Annotated in this window: 13 protein-coding genes; 8 read left to right on the forward strand and 5 right to left on the reverse strand. The window is 37.4% G+C overall.

What is annotated here, in order from left to right; translation table 11 throughout:
• On the reverse strand, positions 1-146 hold a 146-nt coding region (locus HCG49_RS18840), incomplete at its 3' end, for a twin-arginine translocation signal domain-containing protein (RefSeq protein ID WP_168469641.1).
• 212 nt (positions 147-358) lie between these two features.
• Here HCG49_RS18840 and HCG49_RS11275 point away from each other — a divergent pair.
• The 7 genes from HCG49_RS11275 to HCG49_RS11305 all read left to right on the forward strand — a co-directional run bounded on the left by HCG49_RS11275 (position 359) and on the right by HCG49_RS11305 (position 14,066).
• A complete protein-coding gene (locus tag HCG49_RS11275; protein ID WP_168469642.1) occupies positions 359-4,456 on the forward strand; it encodes a two-component regulator propeller domain-containing protein in 4,098 nt (1,365 codons plus the stop codon).
• Positions 4,457-4,551: 95 nt separating this feature from the next.
• Positions 4,552-5,946, forward strand: coding sequence for a DUF3472 domain-containing protein (locus HCG49_RS11280; RefSeq protein WP_240938688.1), 1,395 nt, complete (start codon positions 4,552-4,554; stop codon positions 5,944-5,946).
• A gap of 115 nt (positions 5,947-6,061) precedes the next feature.
• On the forward strand, positions 6,062-9,409 hold the full coding sequence (locus HCG49_RS11285) for a glycoside hydrolase family 2 TIM barrel-domain containing protein (RefSeq protein ID WP_168469643.1): 3,348 nt from the start codon (positions 6,062-6,064) through the stop codon (positions 9,407-9,409).
• 135 nt (positions 9,410-9,544) lie between these two features.
• Positions 9,545-10,510 carry a M28 family metallopeptidase gene (locus tag HCG49_RS11290; RefSeq protein WP_168469644.1) on the forward strand — a complete coding sequence of 322 codons (966 nt, stop codon included), beginning with the start codon at positions 9,545-9,547 and terminating at the stop codon, positions 10,508-10,510.
• 130 nt (positions 10,511-10,640) lie between these two features.
• Positions 10,641-11,783 carry a formylglycine-generating enzyme family protein gene (locus HCG49_RS11295; RefSeq protein WP_168469645.1) on the forward strand — a complete coding sequence of 381 codons (1,143 nt, stop codon included), beginning with the start codon at positions 10,641-10,643 and terminating at the stop codon, positions 11,781-11,783.
• Between the two features lie 106 nt (positions 11,784-11,889).
• The gene (gene galK, locus HCG49_RS11300; protein WP_168469646.1) at positions 11,890-13,020 is read left to right on the forward strand and encodes a galactokinase; all 1,131 of its coding nucleotides are present in this window, start codon (positions 11,890-11,892) and stop codon (positions 13,018-13,020) included.
• Positions 13,021-13,025: 5 nt separating this feature from the next.
• Positions 13,026-14,066, forward strand: a complete 1,041-nt coding sequence (locus tag HCG49_RS11305) for a UDP-glucose--hexose-1-phosphate uridylyltransferase (protein WP_168469647.1) — start codon at positions 13,026-13,028, stop codon at positions 14,064-14,066.
• A 191-nt stretch (positions 14,067-14,257) separates the two neighbouring features.
• On the opposite strand, the gene HCG49_RS11310 is transcribed toward HCG49_RS11305, so the two are convergent.
• Positions 14,258-14,662: a hypothetical protein gene (locus HCG49_RS11310; RefSeq protein WP_168469648.1), complete on the reverse strand. Its 405-nt coding sequence runs from the start codon at positions 14,660-14,662 to the stop codon at positions 14,258-14,260.
• A 103-nt stretch (positions 14,663-14,765) separates the two neighbouring features.
• Positions 14,766-15,002, reverse strand: a complete 237-nt coding sequence (locus tag HCG49_RS11315) for a hypothetical protein (protein ID WP_168469649.1) — start codon at positions 15,000-15,002, stop codon at positions 14,766-14,768.
• 151 nt (positions 15,003-15,153) lie between these two features.
• Here HCG49_RS11315 and HCG49_RS11320 point away from each other — a divergent pair, with 151 nt between their 5' ends.
• Entirely contained in the window at positions 15,154-16,116 is a 963-nt protein-coding gene (locus tag HCG49_RS11320) for an ROK family protein (protein WP_168469650.1), read from the forward strand.
• Here the strand turns inward: HCG49_RS11320 and HCG49_RS11325 are convergent.
• Both HCG49_RS11325 and HCG49_RS11330 read right to left on the reverse strand, forming a co-directional pair.
• Positions 16,104-16,397 carry a chaperone modulator CbpM gene (locus HCG49_RS11325; protein ID WP_168469651.1) on the reverse strand — a complete coding sequence of 98 codons (294 nt, stop codon included), beginning with the start codon at positions 16,395-16,397 and terminating at the stop codon, positions 16,104-16,106. The two genes, HCG49_RS11320 and HCG49_RS11325, sit on opposite strands and share 13 nt — an antisense overlap.
• Before the next feature lie 2 nt (positions 16,398-16,399).
• Positions 16,400-17,299, reverse strand: a complete 900-nt coding sequence (locus HCG49_RS11330) for a DnaJ C-terminal domain-containing protein (protein ID WP_168469652.1) — start codon at positions 17,297-17,299, stop codon at positions 16,400-16,402.
• Positions 17,300-17,305: the final 6 nt, after the last annotated feature.

The raw sequence follows: 17,305 nt of genomic DNA on the forward strand, positions 1-17,305 counted from the left end.
GTTCCTCTAAGTCCAATCCCTAAAACAGCAACTTTTAATTTCTCCGTATTTCTTTTAAACGATTTCCCTAAAGATATGTTCGGAAGAATAGCAATACCGGCCGATGTTATAGCGGTCTTTTTGATAAAATTTCTCCTGTGATTCATTGATTCTTTTTTGTGTTAAATAAAGGCCAACAAATATTAATATTATGTGAAAAAATAAGGTGTAATTTATTCACATTTTAGGGGGGTAAAATCGGATATGCCCCGAAAACAGGCAGATTTTACACCATTTTAACCAAAATGACCGCTTTAGGTTATTGATATTATTGAATATATTTGTTACATCTATGTTTAGTTAGAGTTAATATATTTATATGTTTACAAAAAGGAAGTTAATTAGGGAACCACTGCTAGGGGTAATGTTATGGCTTTGGTTCTTAGGAAATACCGCTGTGTATTCCCAAAAATCTTCTAACTTCATTAAACTTCCTTTTACACTCGATAATCAAAAAGTAAGAGTAGATCAAACCGTTCAAGATAGCTTGGGGTTTGTTTGGTTAGCCCATGGAAATGGATTATCTAAATATGATGGGCACAGGTTTACATATATTTCTTCTGATAAAATATTCAAGGACGATCTAAATCAAAACGAGGTAAAGAAAATTTTAAAGGATAGTCATAGCCGTATTTGGGTCTTGTCTACAAGTGGTGAATTGCGCTATCTGGCCGTGAATGATACCTTTCTTCCAATTGCCGAGAAAGCAAATTCCATTTTAAAAAACCATAAAATAACCATGTTCATGGAAGAAAATGGCACCTTGTGGTTAGGGACGGCAAACGGTGGGATTTTTACATATGATGTTTTAACTGGAAAATTGGAAGGTATTACTACCATACCTAATGTTACGGAAGGAAGTATAGAATTGACATCGATGGTTGTCCGGAATTCAGAACAATTGATCGTTAGTACTTATATGGGCCCCGTTTATATTTATTCTTTGGTTACCGGAGAATTAGAGGAATTTAATGTTCCGTATAAAAGGAGAATTCCAGATAATTTAATTTTGCTTTTAGATAATCAAGATCGACTTTGGCTTGGGTCTTCTTATGTTAATCGTGGGTTGCTAATCTACGATTTTGATAAAAGAACCTTTGTGCAGGATGCCATTTTTGTCGAAAAAAGAAAGAATCTCCTTAGCGAACCATTTACCTTTATGTACAAGGATTCTAAAGGGATTGTTTGGATCGGCACGGATGGTAACGGCCTCTATAAAATTAATTTGGATACGGATGAGTTTCAAAACTACAAGCACAACGACCTTAATGAATTTTCTCTGAGCAGTAATACCATTTTAGATATAAATGAGGATATAAACCATAACTTATGGGTCATCAGCAATTATGGGGATATAAAAATCCTCCCTAATCCAGATGGTCAATTTAAGTATCATTCCGGATCCCTAAATAACAAAACGGCGCGGGTCTTATCAATATATAGGGCAACAAACAATGTTTTATGGATAGGGACAGATGGGCAGGGCTTAATTAGGCTATCAGAAGAAAACAAATCAGAAAAACAATTCTTTGCCTCTTCAAAGGAGCAAAAGGCCTTTTATATACATACCATAATTGAGGATCGTAACAACGATATCTGGATAGGTACCTATAAGAATGGGCTATGGGTGTACGATAAAGAAAATCAAGAGTTTTCCAAAATACCCCTTAAGGATGCTAATGGGCTACAGGCATCCGATGTAAGAACAAGTTTTCGGGATGCTAAGGACAGAATATGGGTGGCTACCGATATAGGGATTTATGTATTTGCGGACAAAGATCGGTTGTTGGCAAGTTTTCCGAATAATAGTGCAGGGCTGTTCGGTTTAATAACTCAAAGCATTGTTCAGGACGATAAGGGGGGCTTATGGTTGGGGAGTGATGGTGGGGGTTTATTTGAGTTTAAAGAAGATTTTTCAAATTTTTCTAAATCTACATTTAAACAGTACCCTTATGTAGACGAAAAAGGTCAAACGAAGAAGAGTTTTAGAATTCAATCCATGGCAGCAGTTGCCAATGGGGATATATGGATTGTGGCTACTCAGGGCAGTTTAATAAAATTCAACCCGAAAACAGGGAAGTTTAAGACCATTGGGATTAATGATCTTGTAAATAAAGTGGCTTTTAGATCGGTGGTATCGGATTCTGAAGGAAAATTGTGGTTGGGATCTACGCATGGGTTGTGGAACTATAGCGAAAAGGATTCCCTGCTTAGAATTTTTTACGATAAGGATGGATTGCAAGATAATTATTTTATGCCACGAAGCGCTCATAAGGGAGTCGATGGGTATCTGTATTTTGGAAGTTTAAACGGAGTCAATTATTTTAAACCCAACAGCCTTAAAAAGAAAGAGTACGTCCCTAACTTACTCTTCGAGGAGATCAAAATTTTAAACCAACCGGCTATTTCCGTGATTCCCGAACAGTTAAAAAACGGGGTCGAAAAAATAACGGACCTTTCTTTAGAACACGATCAATCATCTTTTTCATTTCGGTTTTTGGCGATGGACAATGTTCTTTTTCCAAATTATAGTTATGCTTATCGCTTAAAAGGGTTTAATGAAGAATGGATTATTTCCGAAAATGAACGATTGGCAAGCTACACCAATATTCCTCCGGGAAATTATGTTTTTGAGGTAAAGGCAGGCACTGATAAAGACTTGTGGAATATTGCCCCCATTGCAATTAATATTCATATTGCTCAGCCATTTTGGAATACACCTTGGGCACATATTGTATATATATTGTGGGCGCTAGCTTTAATTTATAGCATTTTCGTATGGCTACAATTAAGGAATAAACTTGCTTCAGAAGAATTGCAAAATAGACATGAAAGGGAATTATATGCCTTAAAAATGAACTTTTTTGCCAAAATGTCGCATGAAATACAAACCCCCTTGACCTTAATCCTTATTCCGTTGGAGAATATGATAGATAGAGCGGTAAAAAGCGGGAACGTTGTATTGCAAAAAAGGCTTCGATTAATAGAAAATAATGCCAGTAGATTGTCTAGAATTGTCTTTGAACTTACATCTCTGCGAGATAAGGAATTAGAAAAACTGGTGCTAAGGGCTTCCCCAGGCGATATTATAGAAGATTTAAAAGTGATTGTGGCTTCCTTTGAAGAACAGGCCGAATTTAAGGGGATAAGCTTTAGGTTTAATTACCCTTCGAACGGACTGACCATTTCATACGATAAGGAGAAAATAGAGCATGTTTTTTATAACCTCTTGTCGAATGCCTTTAAATTCACACCTAAAGGAGGTGCTATAAGCTTAGATATATTAGTTGAGGAATGGGACAAACAAGTTAAATTTTCTATTACCGATTCTGGGCCTGGGATACCTAAAGAAGAGCTCGATAGCATTTTTAAATTGTTTTACCAAACGGGTGCTGGCAAAGAGAAAATAGGGACTGGAATAGGATTGGCACTAACCAAGGAGTTGGTAGACTTACACAATGGATCTATAGACGTAAAATCTGCCCCAGAAAAAGGGAGTTGTTTTATTGTGACCCTTCCTATAATCAGGGATTTAACAAGTGTTTCTGAAGGAAATAAGAGTGCCAATAGTTTAGATGAAGGGCTAGAAGAAAGTACCATAGAGATTCTTCCAACAAAGGATTTGCCAAGCAAGAAGCAAAGTAAAACTATATTAATTGTCGAAGACAATTATGAACTGCAAATTTCTTTAAAGGATATTTTTAGGGACTCTTACCAGATCATATTGGCCGATGATGGGCAAGAAGGATACGATTTAGCGTTGCAACATCTTCCGGATTTGATTATTAGCGATGTTATGATGCCAAAAATAGACGGTATTCAGATGAGTGAAATGCTATTGAAGAAAGCCAATACTGCCCATATCCCTATTATCCTGTTAACAGCAAAGAAGGAATCGCAAACTAAAATATTGGGCTTACGTGCTGGGGCTATAGAATATATTAATAAACCGTTTAATATTAATGAGCTCATCCTAAAAGTTAATAATATTCTGACTAGACGAGATAGTTTGCTTTTTAAGTTTAAAAATGACCTGATCAGTACGCCTAAAAAAGGGAACTTGAAATCACAAGACGAAATATTCCTTGATAAAATTGTAGCTCTCATCGAAAATAACATGGGGAATCCCGATTTTAAATTGGAGGATATGGCAGTTGAATTTAATATGAGTTATTCGGCCATATATCGAAAGTTTCAAGCCTTGACCGGAAAAAAAATAGTCGATTTCGTAAGAACTATGCGCCTTAAAAAGGCAGCAGTCTTAATAGGAGAGTGTAATTATTCTATTTCGGAAGCTGCCTTTATGGTTGGATTTAATGATCCAAAATATTTTTCTAAATGCTTTAAAAAAGAATTTGGGAAAAGTCCAGGGAAATTGAAAGGTAAAAATAAAACGAACAGTAGTCCCGAGGTATAGGTATACAACCATTGTTCGATAAGGTTTGATAAATAATTTATTTTTAAAGAATAGTAGTAATAAATTCCATTGGAAAAAATAATCAACGAGTGAAAATGATAAAAACAGTTTTGAATAATCAGCAACGACAAGCATGGGCTTGGTCTATCAATGGATGTAACTTCCTAAAGCTTTTACTTTTTACAATTTTAATTTCTTCCTGTAATACGATGCCAAAGCAAGATATTCAAGGACTAATGAGTCCGGAAAAATTAGAATTTTCGACCACAATTAATCCTAGAGGCAATACTTGGGTAGTTAATAATCTAGGAGAAAATGAGTCTATGATCACTAAAGAAGGTGTTCAAAACTGGAAAAATATAGATAATGAGTTGCGCACTTACTTTAAGACGGATGCCATTGGGAAATTAAATCTAGGGCTTCATATAAAAGTACCCGAAGGAATTTCTAAAATAAAGGTGAGCGTAGGTGACCAATCCAAGGAAATAGCTGTCTCTAACACTAATTTTGAAAACATACCAGTGGGAGTGTTTACCATTAGCAAACCGGGGTATCACTATATACAGTTAGAAGGAATAGAAAAAACCGGTGCCATAGTGGCCGATATCAAGGAGGTATTGGTAGGAGGTCCTGCGGTGAATGCAGAAATAACCCATGTCAAGGAAGATTTTTATTGGGGTAGGAGAGGACCATCGGTACATTTAAGTTATTCCACTCCTGAGAACACAGATATTTTATGGTTTTATAACGAAATTACCGTTCCCGAAAATGAAGATGTTATAGGTTCTTATTATATGGCCAACGGCTTTGGGCAAGGGTATTTTGGAATGCAGGTAAACTCGAAGACCGAAAGACGGGTTCTTTTCTCGGTTTGGAGTCCGTTTGAAACTCAGGACCCAAACGAAATTCCAGATGACCAAAAAATAATACTGTTGGGTAAAGGGAAAGGAGTAACCACTGGCGAATTTGGTAATGAAGGTTCTGGTGGGCAGAGCTATAAAGTGCTTGATTGGAAAGCAGGAATTACCTATAAATTTTTATTAAAAGGGGAACCTTCTGAAAATAACTCGACCGATTTTACGGCGTATTTTTATGATCCTGAGGTTAAGGAGTGGCATTTGATTGCTAGCTTTAGAAGGCCTCATACGAGTACCTACCTCACAAGGCCCCATTCTTTTTTAGAGAATTTCGAAACCGAAATGGGGTTTGTTTCTAGGCAAGCTGAATATTCCAATCAGTGGGTTTCTGATACTAAGGGCAATTGGCATGAACTAACCCAAGCTAAATTTACAGCTGACGCAACGGCTCGAAAGGGATCAAGGGAAGATTATGCCGGCGGTGCTTACGATAATAAATTTTATATGAGAAATTGTGGTTTTTTTAGCGATAAAACGGACATGGATACTTTTCATAGCAGAAAGAGTAATGGAATAGCGCCAAAAATAGACTTTTCGGCTTTAGAAAAGCCTAAAATGAGTGCTGACAAATAAGTGTACCTCCATCTAGTATTGGAGTATGGTTCATTAAAACTTAAAAAGATAAAAATCCTAAGGTAGTGACTGGAGCTTAGAAGAAAATTAATAGATGATTGTACTTAAAATAGTTATGAATAAATTAGTAGTATCGGTGTTCTGCGCTGTGTTATTTACCCAATTTGGCAATGCTCAAAAGGGCATTAGTGATATCTATAAATATATAGAAGACCCTAAGGTTATATCGGAAAATAAGGAAAGCCCTAGAGCTGGATTTTATTCCTATAACTCAGAAGAAGAAGCTGTAGAAAACAATTATAAGTCTTCTGGAAATTACCTTTCTTTAGACGGAATTTGGAAGTTTAAATGGGTAAGAAGACCAGAAGAGCGACCTTTAGACTTCATTCAAACCAATGTCAATGTAGAAGCATGGGATACTATTAAGGTACCTGCAAACTGGGAGGTCGAAGGGTTTGGAATTCCTATTTATGTCAACCATCAATATGAGTTTGCCGATTATAAGGCGCCCGTTTCTTCTGAGATGGAGCTGGTAGATCGCATTTATCCAAAACACCCAGGAAAAGTTCCCCATGATTACAATCCTGTAGGATCTTATAGACGCGATTTTCACCTAGACCCTTCATGGACTATCGAAAAAGAGGTGTTTTTACATATTGGAGCCATGAAATCTGGTGGATTTGTTTGGATCAATGGCCACTATGTGGGGTATTCCCAAGGAAGTAAATTGCCTGCCGAATTTAAGATCTCAAAGTATCTTCAGCCTGGGAAAAATACCATAGCCTTACAAATCTATAGATGGACCGATGGCTCTTATCTAGAAGCTCAGGATTTTTGGAGAATAAGTGGCATTGAACGTAGCGTTTATTTATATGCTCAGCCAAAAATCAGGATAAAAGACTTTGAAGTAACTTCATTATTAGATGGTAGTTATACCGATGGTGTGCTGAATCTAGATCTAGAGGTAGAAAACAATAGTGGAAAAACACAAAATACTCAAATTTCTTATGCCGTTTTAGACAGTGAAAACAAAGTGGTTATCTCGGAGAGCAAGGGACTTCGTGTAGAGGCCGAAAATACAAATGTTATTTCCTTTTCTAATACTATTAAAAAGGTAAAGCCATGGTCGGCAGAAACACCCAACCTTTACACTTTAGTGATAACGACCAAAGATAAAAAAGGAAGAACGCTTGAGGCTACTTCCAATACCATTGGTTTTAGAACCTCCGAAATTAAGAACGGGCTGCTTTTAGTGAACGGACAACGCATTACCTTAAAAGGAGTAAACGCTCAGGAAACCGATCCTGAAACGGGCCATATTATGAGTGAGGAATTAATTCTGAAAGATATTCGACTGTGGAAAGAGAACAATATCAATGCAGTTCGTTTAAGTCATTACCCGCGTGGCAATAATTTTTATGAATTATGTGATAAATATGGGATTTATGTGGTTGATGAAGCAAATATTGAATCGCACGGTATGTATTATGGTGAGCACTCCTTGGCCAAGAAACCAGAATGGGAACTTGCCCATACCGATAGAATGGTACGTATGGTAGAGCATCATAAAAACCACCCTTCTATCATTATCTGGTCTATGGGGAACGAAGCCGGCAACGGTACCAATTTCTATGCAGGATATAAGGCTATCAAAGAACACGATGCTTCCAAAAGGCCGGTACAATACGAACGTACCTATAAAGATGAGGATGGTAGTTTATTTGATATGGATGTAAATACCGATATCATCGTGCCTCAGTATCCTTCCCCGGCTACTTTTGAAGCCATTGGAAGCAGTAAAACAGATCGTCCGTTTATTCCTAGTGAATATGCCCATGCCATGGGCAATAGTACTGGGAATTTCCAGGACTATTGGGATATCATTGAAAAATACGAGAACCTGCAAGGTGGTTTTATATGGGATTGGGTAGATCAGTCTATTTGGAAAACCAACGAAAAGGGAGAACGCTATTATGCCTATGGAGGCGATTACGGAGAGAATATGCCGTCGGACAATAGCTTCTTAAATAACGGAATTGTGTTCCCAGATAGAACGCCACAACCTGGTTTATACGAAGTTAAAAAAGCACATGAGTTTATAAACTTTAAAAGCAAAGGATATACTGCAAAGAACGAATTAAGGGTATTAGTAGAAAATCTTTACGATTTTGTAAACTTGGATATGTTTAATATTACAGCTCAAATAAAAGCCAATGGAAAGGTCTTAAAAACGCAAGGTTTTGGTGGGGTTGCAGTAGAACCACATACAGCTAAGATTATACGGGTTTCCTTGGAAGGTGTAGATATTTCTCCTAATACGGAGTATTTTGTAATTGTTTCTGCAACTTTAAAGGAAGATTGGTCCTTGCTTAACAAAGGATTTGAAGTGGCCCATGAGCAAATTCCTTTGAGACAACCTCTTTGGGAGAAAACTAAGTTGGAAAATGAAGGAGGATCCTTATCACTAAAACAAGACAAATTATTTGCTACGGTAAGTAATGGAGATTTTAGTGTAAAATTTGATAAAATTAAAGGGAACATTATTTCGTATGCTTATATGGGTACCGAATTGATCAAGGATGGTAACGGTCCAAGACCAAATTTTTGGAGAGCGGTAACAGATAATGACTTCGGAAATGGCATGCCATTTAAAAATATTGAATGGAAAAAAGCTTCTTTATTTGCCAAGGTATCCTCTTTTAAAGTACAGCAGGTCACTAAGAATCAGGTAGATATTACTGTGACGTATCAACTTCCTGGAGTAGATACCAAATTTGCTTCTGTGTATACTGTCTTAGGTACTGGGGTGCTAAAAGTACAAAATAGCTTAGAACCAACAACTTATAAAGGCGATATACCAAGAGTAGGTATGAAAATGCAATTGCCAAAAGATTTCAGCCAAATGACCTATCTAGGTCGTGGCCCTTGGGAGAATTATCAGGACAGAAAAGCTTCGGCCTTTGTAGATCTGTATACGTCTAATGTGGCCGACCAGTATGTTCCTTATATAAGACCTCAAGAGAATGGATACAAGACAGAAGTTCGGTGGGCAGCATTTGAAAATAAGGACCGGGCCGGGTTAATGGTGGTTTCTGCCATTGATAACAAAAAGAACTTAGGCATTAGTGCATTGCATATGCTTAACGAAGATTTTGACGCAACCCCAGGATTGGATTATGGTAAAGGCAATGTAGAAGAAGCCTATAGAATAGATGGGATGCCGGCCGTAAACAGTAGTAAACACACCATAGATATTAAGGAAAGGGATTTAGTACAATTAAATATAGATATGGAACAGCGTGGTGTTGGTGGTGACGATAGTTGGTATGCCAGACCACAGCAAGAATATCAAATAAATGGCGATGAGAAACATACGTATGGCTTTTATTTGATTCCTTTCCAAAAAGGGAACACCGATAGCTTTATAAATAACTTTAAAAAATATTATCCTTTGGAAAAGTAAGGGATAGGACTGTTTTTTCTAACTATTAGTAGTATTTTTGAGCCACTGTTTGGAGTTTTATAAGGTATTATAAAACTTCAGACAGTTTTTTTTAAGGAGCAATTCCAAATTATTTATTCAAGACGTAATTAAAAAATGAAAAGTTTAAAAATTTATTTGACGGCTGTTTTAGGGGGCATGGTTTTGCTCTCTGCCAATGCACAACAAGACATTACCACTGCAGAATTAAGAAAGCATATCGAGTTTTTGACTTCAGAAAATAACATAGGCCGTTATCCGGGAGGGAAAGTAAATAGAAAGATTGTAAAATACATAATCAATGATTTTAAAGAAGCTGGGATATCGCCTTTTTCAAAATCGTATACCCAAAAGTTTAAAGCCCAATTACGGTCTAAAGAGGGGGATGCCCCTAAAGGCAAGGCCAAGACATGGAACGTAATTGGTTTTATAGAAGGTAATGATGATACCTTAAAGCACGAATATGTGGTTCTTGGAGCTCATTATGACCATCTGGGTATGGGTGGAGGCCCTTCTACCAAATCAGATAAAATTGCGATTCATTACGGTGCCGACGATAATGCTAGTGGAACTTCGGCCCTGATGGAAATTGGAGAAAAATTGAAGGCTCACCAATCAGAATTAAAAAGGAGTATCATTCTAGTAGCTTTTGGCGCTGAGGAACAGGGATTATTAGGTAGTAAATTCTTCGTTGATAATCCTATTGTGCCGATTTCACAAATTAAATTGATGGTGAATATGGATATGATAGGAAGGTTGAATTCTGAGAACCATATTTATATGGGGGGAGCAGGAACATTTCCTGGCGGTGTAGAATTAATGAAAGAGTTAGGGCCTCCTTTAGGACTTACCCCATTGGTACATGCAGGGTCCGTAGGCGGATCGGACCATGTCTCGTTTTTCAAAAAAAACATTTCGGTTCTTGGTCTTCATACCGGTGGTCATCCGCAATATCATACTCCGGAAGATACCATAGAATTTATTAATTTTGAAGGACAAAAAAGGGTTAGTGAGTATATATTCCAGGCTATTATGAAAGTAGCAAGTACTGATTATAAAATGGAGTTTATTTATCAGGAATAATCAGGGTCCTGAGTATTCTTACATTATAAATATTTAATATCCCCGAAGTTTTGCTTCGGGGATATTTGGTTTTAAGTAGTATTTTATTGGTAACTTTACCCTTCATTATTTTTGAAAATTAATTTATAGAATGAGGAGTCTTAACATATTTGGTGCATTGTTGTTGGTTTTGCTCACGGTGCAATGTAAGGAAGATAAAAAAACAGTGGAGAAAAACGCTCCACAAAAATCAAGTCTGAATGAATCATTTTCGGCAGAGGTTCTCAGTAGCCTTATTTATGAAAAGCCATCAAATATAAAGACACCTAAAGGAATGGTATGGATTCCTGGGGGCGAATTTATACAAGGGGCGGTACCACAAGACAAAATAGCCATGGCTCATGAAAAACCTGCCCATAGGGTAGCAGTCGATGGGTTTTTCATGGATGTAACCGAAGTTACCAATGCCCAGTTTTCTAAATTCGTAAATGAAACCGGATATATTACAGTGGCAGAAAGGGCTATAGACTGGGAAGAAATGAAAACCCAAGTACCCGAAGGAACACCAAAACCACACGATTCTATATTACAGCCAGGGTCATTGACCTTTAAAAAAACAAAAAACTCGGTCCCAAATCTATTTGATTTTTCCCAATGGTGGAATTGGACCGTTGGCGCTAATTGGAAACAGCCTAATGGTCCCGGAAGTAGTATTAAAGGAAAAGATAACGAACCTGTAGTGCAAGTGGCATACGAAGATGCATTGGCTTATTGCAAATGGGCCAATAGACGTTTGCCAACCGAGGCCGAATGGGAAAGAGCGGCAAGAGGAAAAAAAGAAGCCAGTATTTATTTCTGGGGCGATGAGGATACCGTTTTATCCCAAATGGCGAATACTTGGGAGGGCGAATTTCCTGTAAATAATAGTAAATCCGACGGATTCGAAGCTCGTGCAAAAGTGGGGTCATATCCTCCAAATGAATTTGGGTTATATGATATGGCCGGAAATGTTTGGGAATGGACCAGTGATTGGTATAATGTAAATTATTACCAAGAGCTTCTAACATCACAACAACCAATAGTGAATCCTAAAGGAGCAGCTACGGCCTATAACCCCAACTCCCCATATGCCAAAGAAAAGGTTATGAAAGGAGGTTCGTTTTTATGCAATGCTTCCTACTGTGCTAGCTATAGAATTTCTGCTAGGATGGCAAGTAGCTTGGATTCTTCCTTAGAACACCTAGGTTTTAGGACTGTAGCTACAGTAGAAATGTTGTCTGCTAACAAGCCATAAGTCATAATTAAATTATGAGACCCTTTTAATGATTTATAAATGTATTTAATACATTTATAAAATAATATTTCTATTTTTGAATATAGCAATTCACAAACTAATATAAATGCAGTTTTTAGAAAACTTTATCCCTCAACTGGTTGTCGATTCTCCAGGTAGAATTAATATTATCGGAGAACATACGGATTACAACCTAGGGTATATTTTGCCGACGGCTATAGATAAAACAATCAAATTCAGTTTTCAAAAAAATGGATCTGAAAATACATGTCAGATATACAGTCTAGGCTACGACACCGGATTTGAAGCTAATTTGGATTGTATTGAAAAAAGCGAGGTGCAATGGGAAAATTATATTCTTGGCGTGCTGCACGAAATAGCACTAAGGTCAGATAAATTAAGGGGGTTTGACTGTACAATAGAAAGTAAATTGCCTATAGGATCTGGGGTAAGTTCTTCTGCAGCCTTGGAATGTGGTTTGGCCTATGGTCTGAATGAACTTTTTGATTTGGGCTTATCTAAAATGGACATAGTAGAATTATCTAGGGCCGCTGAGCATAATTACGTGGGTACCAAATGTGGGATTATGGACCAGTACGCTTCAGTAATGAGCAAGGAAGGGCATGTAATTCTTTTGGATTGTGAATCTTTGGCAGCTACTTATATTCCAATGGAAATAGCGCCTTATAGAGTTTTGTTGTTAAACACTAATGTATCGCACAGTTTAGCTACGGGAGAATACAATACAAGACGTAGCGAATGCGAAACAGGAGTTGCCATGATTCAAGCACAAAATTCAGAAGTAAAGGCTTTAAGACATGTTGATCTCCAAACATTGGCGACCTATAAGGATACTATGGACCCTATAGTGTATAAACGCTGCAGTTATGTCATTGAGGAAAACCAAAGGGTTCTTGACGCTGTAAAAGCCTTAAAAGATAATAATTTAAAAACCCTGGGGGCTTTAATGTATGAAACTCATCAGGGCTTAAGTGAACTGTATGAGGTAAGTTGCCCGGAACTAGATTTCTTGGTAGATTTCTCCAAAGGAAGGGAAGGAGTTTTAGGAGCTAGAATGATGGGTGGTGGTTTTGGTGGCTGTACCATTAATTTGGTCCACGAAGATGCCATGGAAGCTTTTATAGAGGCCGCTTCCAAAGCTTATACAGAAAAGTTTAATATAGCGTTAACGGCTTTTGAAGCCCAACCAAGAGAAGGAACTTCTATCGTAAAATAAATACTATGTCTAAAGAGTTTAACAACAATCCGCATAGAAGACTTAATATACTGACCGGAGAATGGATTCTAGTGTCTCCGCATAGAAACAAGAGGCCATGGCAAGGGAAAACAGAAAAACAAGCTGAAACAGATCGCCCTCAATACGATCCGGCCTGTTATTTATGTCCTACCAATAAAAGAATGGGTGGTGAAAATAATCCTGATTATAAAAAACCGTATTCTTTTGTCAATGATTTTTCGGCCTTGTTGAACGATGTCAAGGAGGAAACATATGAAAATGGACTCCTGTATGCCGAGTCTGAATCTGGCCTTTGCAAAGTTGTTTGTTTTTCACCTGACCATTCGGTAACCTTGCCTCTCATGTCTATTTCGGCCATATCAGATGTTATTTCTCTCTGGCAAAAGGAATATAAAGAACTGGGAAATATGGAAGGTATTAACCACGTTCAGATTTTTGAAAACAAAGGGGACGTTATGGGGTGTAGTAATCCTCATCCCCACGGGCAGATATGGGCTCAAAACAATATACCTTTGGAAGTAGCGAAAAAAATAGATAGACTGAAGGATTATTGGGAGAAAAACCAAAAAAGTATTTTGGAAGATTATGTGCAACAAGAGTTAAAATTGGATGAACGTATTATTCTAGAAAACGAACATTTTGTGGCTCTAGTGCCTTATTGGGCTGTATGGCCCTATGAAACTATGATACTTCCCAAAAGAAAAATAGCCCATATAGGCTTGCTTACGGAGAAGGAAAAAGTTTCCTATGCAGAAATTTTAAAGGGCATGACGATTAAATACGATAATATATTTAAGACTTCTTTCCCCTATTCTGCAGGGATACACCAAGCACCAACAGATGGAGAAGAACATCCCGAATGGCATTTTCATATGTCCTTTTATCCGCCATTATTACGTTCGGCTACCGTCAAGAAATTTATGGTAGGCTATGAAATGTTTGCAAACCCACAACGTGATATCACTGCGGAACAGGCGGCCGAAACTTTGGCATCCTTACCGAGTATTCACTACAGTAAAGTATAGTAACAATAAGGTTTCCGATGTATAACCCATACAAGGGCCATGCATCGGGAAAATCTTATGATTTCTTAGGAGGGATTGGTATGTTAAAAGTAACTTTTGTTCTTCAAAGTGCCAAACTAGTAAGATAGGAGTATTGTAGTCCAGGCTAAAACAAAAAATCAGCTGTGTTAGTGGCTTCTTTGTTCTTGGATTTACTCATCTAATAAGATTTTTAACTTTGTCAAAATAATAACTTCCGCTTTATTTTTATTGGCAAAGGCAGCCGCGATTTTATTGGAGGTATCCCAGATTAGTTTTTTTATAGGAATGGTGAATTTTGATTTATGCTCCCTATAAAAATCGCTGAACTCTTTAAAATATATGGAACCCTCATGTTCTTCATTCTGTAACCAATCAAAAACAATTTCGATTTGGTATGCTGTGTCAGTACCAAATTGATCCTTAAAATCCTCCAGGGAAACCCAATTTTCACGTACCGCAGCATGTAGTTTTTCAACCTCACTAGGCCTAACTTTATTGTCGGCCATAGCAATTGCATAGAATAATTTTCCTAGATTTTGGTAGAACTCATCGCTTATTTTATTGGATTGTTCCATGTCTTATTGTTTAAGATTAGTAATAAATTCAAACCATTCACCCCAAAAGAACCAAAAGCAAGGAATACTTATTGTGCTTTAGTTAACAGCTAACTTCTATACTTTAAAAGGACATCTCAGATTCGTTATAGTCCGTTAATGAATGAAGGGCATTTTTAATTCTCATCAATTCTTTTTTAACCTTTTCTAGGGTAAAAGGATGGTTATAACGTATGGATATAGTTTTGTTTTCCACACTGATATCTAGAATTCGTAAATCTAAAATTCTACTTAGATTTCTAATTATAATGCGTTTGCACTGCTCGGAATTAAGATCCGGTACTTGGATTAATGTTTTCATTACAGTAAGATTTTGGGTTTAATGCTCAAAAATAACCACTCAATTGTAGATAGTAAATGATATATATCATAACAAAGGGGACATAATTTGCGTTGCTTTGTATTAACGCACTCATTTATCAACAAATGATAGTTGTTTTATTCCAAAAGCGATGAAAAAAATAGTATTGGCCATAGATATTGGAGGTACTAATACCAAAATAGGGTTGGTTACCAAGGAAGGTAAGATTCTAGGGGCAAAGGTATTCGAGACTCGAGCAAAATTGCCCTATAAAAACTTCATGCAAAAGCTCGAAGAAAAAGTAAATATGTTGCTTAATGAACACAATGCTTTTTTTAGGATAGAGGCGATTGGCGTAGGAGCACCCAATGTTAATATTCTTACCGGAAATATGGAAAATCCACCTAATTTAAATTGGGGAGCTTCGGTTCCTTTAGCTAAATCTATAGAGGAAACATGGAAATTCCCCACTATAGTGGCTAATGATGCCAATGCCGCAGCGATAGGCGAAATGACCTTTGGAATGGCCCAAGGAATGAAAAACTTCGTGATGTTGACCCTTGGGACCGGATTGGGGAGCGGTATAGTGATTAATGGACAATTATTGACCGGTGAACACGGCTTGGCTGGGGAATTGGGACATACCAAAGTAGATCCCTATGGCCGACAATGTAATTGTGGCCTAAGAGGGTGTTTGGAAAATTATGTTTCCGTAACAGGGATAAAGCGGACCGTTTTTGAACTTATTTCTGAAATGACGGAAGACTCCCCTCTAAAAAAATTAAGCTTTGATGACCTAAAAGGAGAAATGATCGCCGAGGCAGCCTTAAATGGAGATCCTATTGCCATAAAAGCTTTTGAACTGACTGGTGAAATTTTGGGAAGTAAATTGGCCGATTCCGTCGCACATTTAGATCCAGAGGCCATTATCTTGGCAGGGGGATTGGGAAACGCCGGAGATATCTTGTTAAATCCGACGGTAGCAAGTATGGAAAAAAACCTGTTTACGGCTTACAAAGGAAAGATAAAAGTCCTTATTTCTATGGGGCCAAGTGCTAATTCCATTTTGGGCCCCGCAGCATTAGCCATTAATAACCTCACCTATTCTTCATAGAGATGTAATTTGTTTTTTAGGAAAATGATCTCATCTTGCATTTTTTCGATTCGATCTAACAAATGATTGATTACTGCTATTCCCTCTAAATTGATCTCTAAATCTGAGTATAACCTAAGAATTTTTTCGGCCCTTGGCAATTGTTGAAGAGGTATGTACCTTGTTTTTTCCATAGAAATCAACTCTATTAGCCCATAATCATGTAGTTCCAATATAAATTTGGAGGATATATTATGGCTTATACAGAAGTCGGTAATTGCTATATAATGTTCGTTTCCCATGATTAGGCGTGTTTTTTAAGGGTTGCCAACTCGCTAAACAGTTCTTTCTCCTTTGGGCTTAGCTTTGTTGGGACCACAATATTATAGGTAATATATAAATCGCCGAACTGCCCTTCTTTTTTGTACACAGGAAATCCTTTTCCCTTAAGTTTTACTTTAGTTCCGTTCTGAGTCTCTGGTTTTACTTTTAGTTTTACTTGGCCTTCAAAGGAGTCTACTGTGATATCTCCACCCAATACGGCCTTGTAAAGATCTAAATTTACCGTGGTATACAAATTGTTGCCGTCTCTTTTAAACGGCGTATCGTTTATGATAGTGAAACTAATGTAAAGATCCCCATTGGGTCCGCCTTGTTGTCCTGGTCCCCCATGGCCACTTATCTTAATAGTCTGCCCATTTTCTATTCCTGCCGGTATGTTGAGTCTGATTTTTTTATTGTTGATGGTCAATGTTCGCTTATGGGACGTATAGACATCCCTAATATGCAATTGTAAGGAGGCATTTAGGTCTTGCCCTCTAAATTTTACTCTTCCTCTGCCACCAAAATTTTGGGAACCCCCAAACATAGATTCGAAAAAATCCGAAAAATCCTGTCCACTATAACCTTGTGATGACCCAGAGCTTTGCGGACCATAACTGTATTGTCTAGATTTTTTTGCCTTTTCAAACTCTTCGGCATGTTGCCAGTCCTTACCGTATTGGTCGTATTTTTTACGGTTTTCAGGATTGCTCAACACCATATGCGCTTCATTAATTTCTTTAAACTTTTTCTCGGCTTCCTTATTGTTGGGGTTTATATCTGGATGATATTTTCTGGCCAACTTTCTATAAGCTTTTTTAATATCGCTTTGGCTGGCACCTTTATCTAAATCAAGAACCTTGTAATAATCTATAAATTCCACCTTGTT

This window comes from Arenibacter sp. 6A1, assembly GCF_012272855.1.
GTDB lineage: Bacteria > Bacteroidota > Bacteroidia > Flavobacteriales > Flavobacteriaceae > Arenibacter.

Bases quoted from the DNA above. Each gene is read 5' to 3' on its own strand.
- galK (WP_168469646.1), top strand. From the start codon at position 11,890: ATGCAGTTTTTAGAAAACTTTATCCCTCAACTGGTTGTCGATTCTCCA.
- HCG49_RS11320 (WP_168469650.1), top strand. From the start codon at position 15,154: ATGAAAAAAATAGTATTGGCCATAGATATTGGAGGTACTAATACCAAA.
- HCG49_RS11295 (WP_168469645.1), top strand. From the start codon at position 10,641: ATGAGGAGTCTTAACATATTTGGTGCATTGTTGTTGGTTTTGCTCACG.
- HCG49_RS11285 (WP_168469643.1), top strand. From the start codon at position 6,062: ATGAATAAATTAGTAGTATCGGTGTTCTGCGCTGTGTTATTTACCCAA.
- HCG49_RS11275 (WP_168469642.1), top strand. From the start codon at position 359: ATGTTTACAAAAAGGAAGTTAATTAGGGAACCACTGCTAGGGGTAATG.
- HCG49_RS11310 (WP_168469648.1), bottom strand. From the start codon at position 14,662: ATGGAACAATCCAATAAAATAAGCGATGAGTTCTACCAAAATCTAGGA.
- HCG49_RS11315 (WP_168469649.1), bottom strand. From the start codon at position 15,002: ATGAAAACATTAATCCAAGTACCGGATCTTAATTCCGAGCAGTGCAAA.
- HCG49_RS11305 (WP_168469647.1), top strand. From the start codon at position 13,026: ATGTCTAAAGAGTTTAACAACAATCCGCATAGAAGACTTAATATACTG.
- HCG49_RS11325 (WP_168469651.1), bottom strand. From the start codon at position 16,397: ATGGGAAACGAACATTATATAGCAATTACCGACTTCTGTATAAGCCAT.
- HCG49_RS11290 (WP_168469644.1), top strand. From the start codon at position 9,545: ATGAAAAGTTTAAAAATTTATTTGACGGCTGTTTTAGGGGGCATGGTT.
- HCG49_RS11280 (WP_240938688.1), top strand. From the start codon at position 4,552: ATGATAAAAACAGTTTTGAATAATCAGCAACGACAAGCATGGGCTTGG.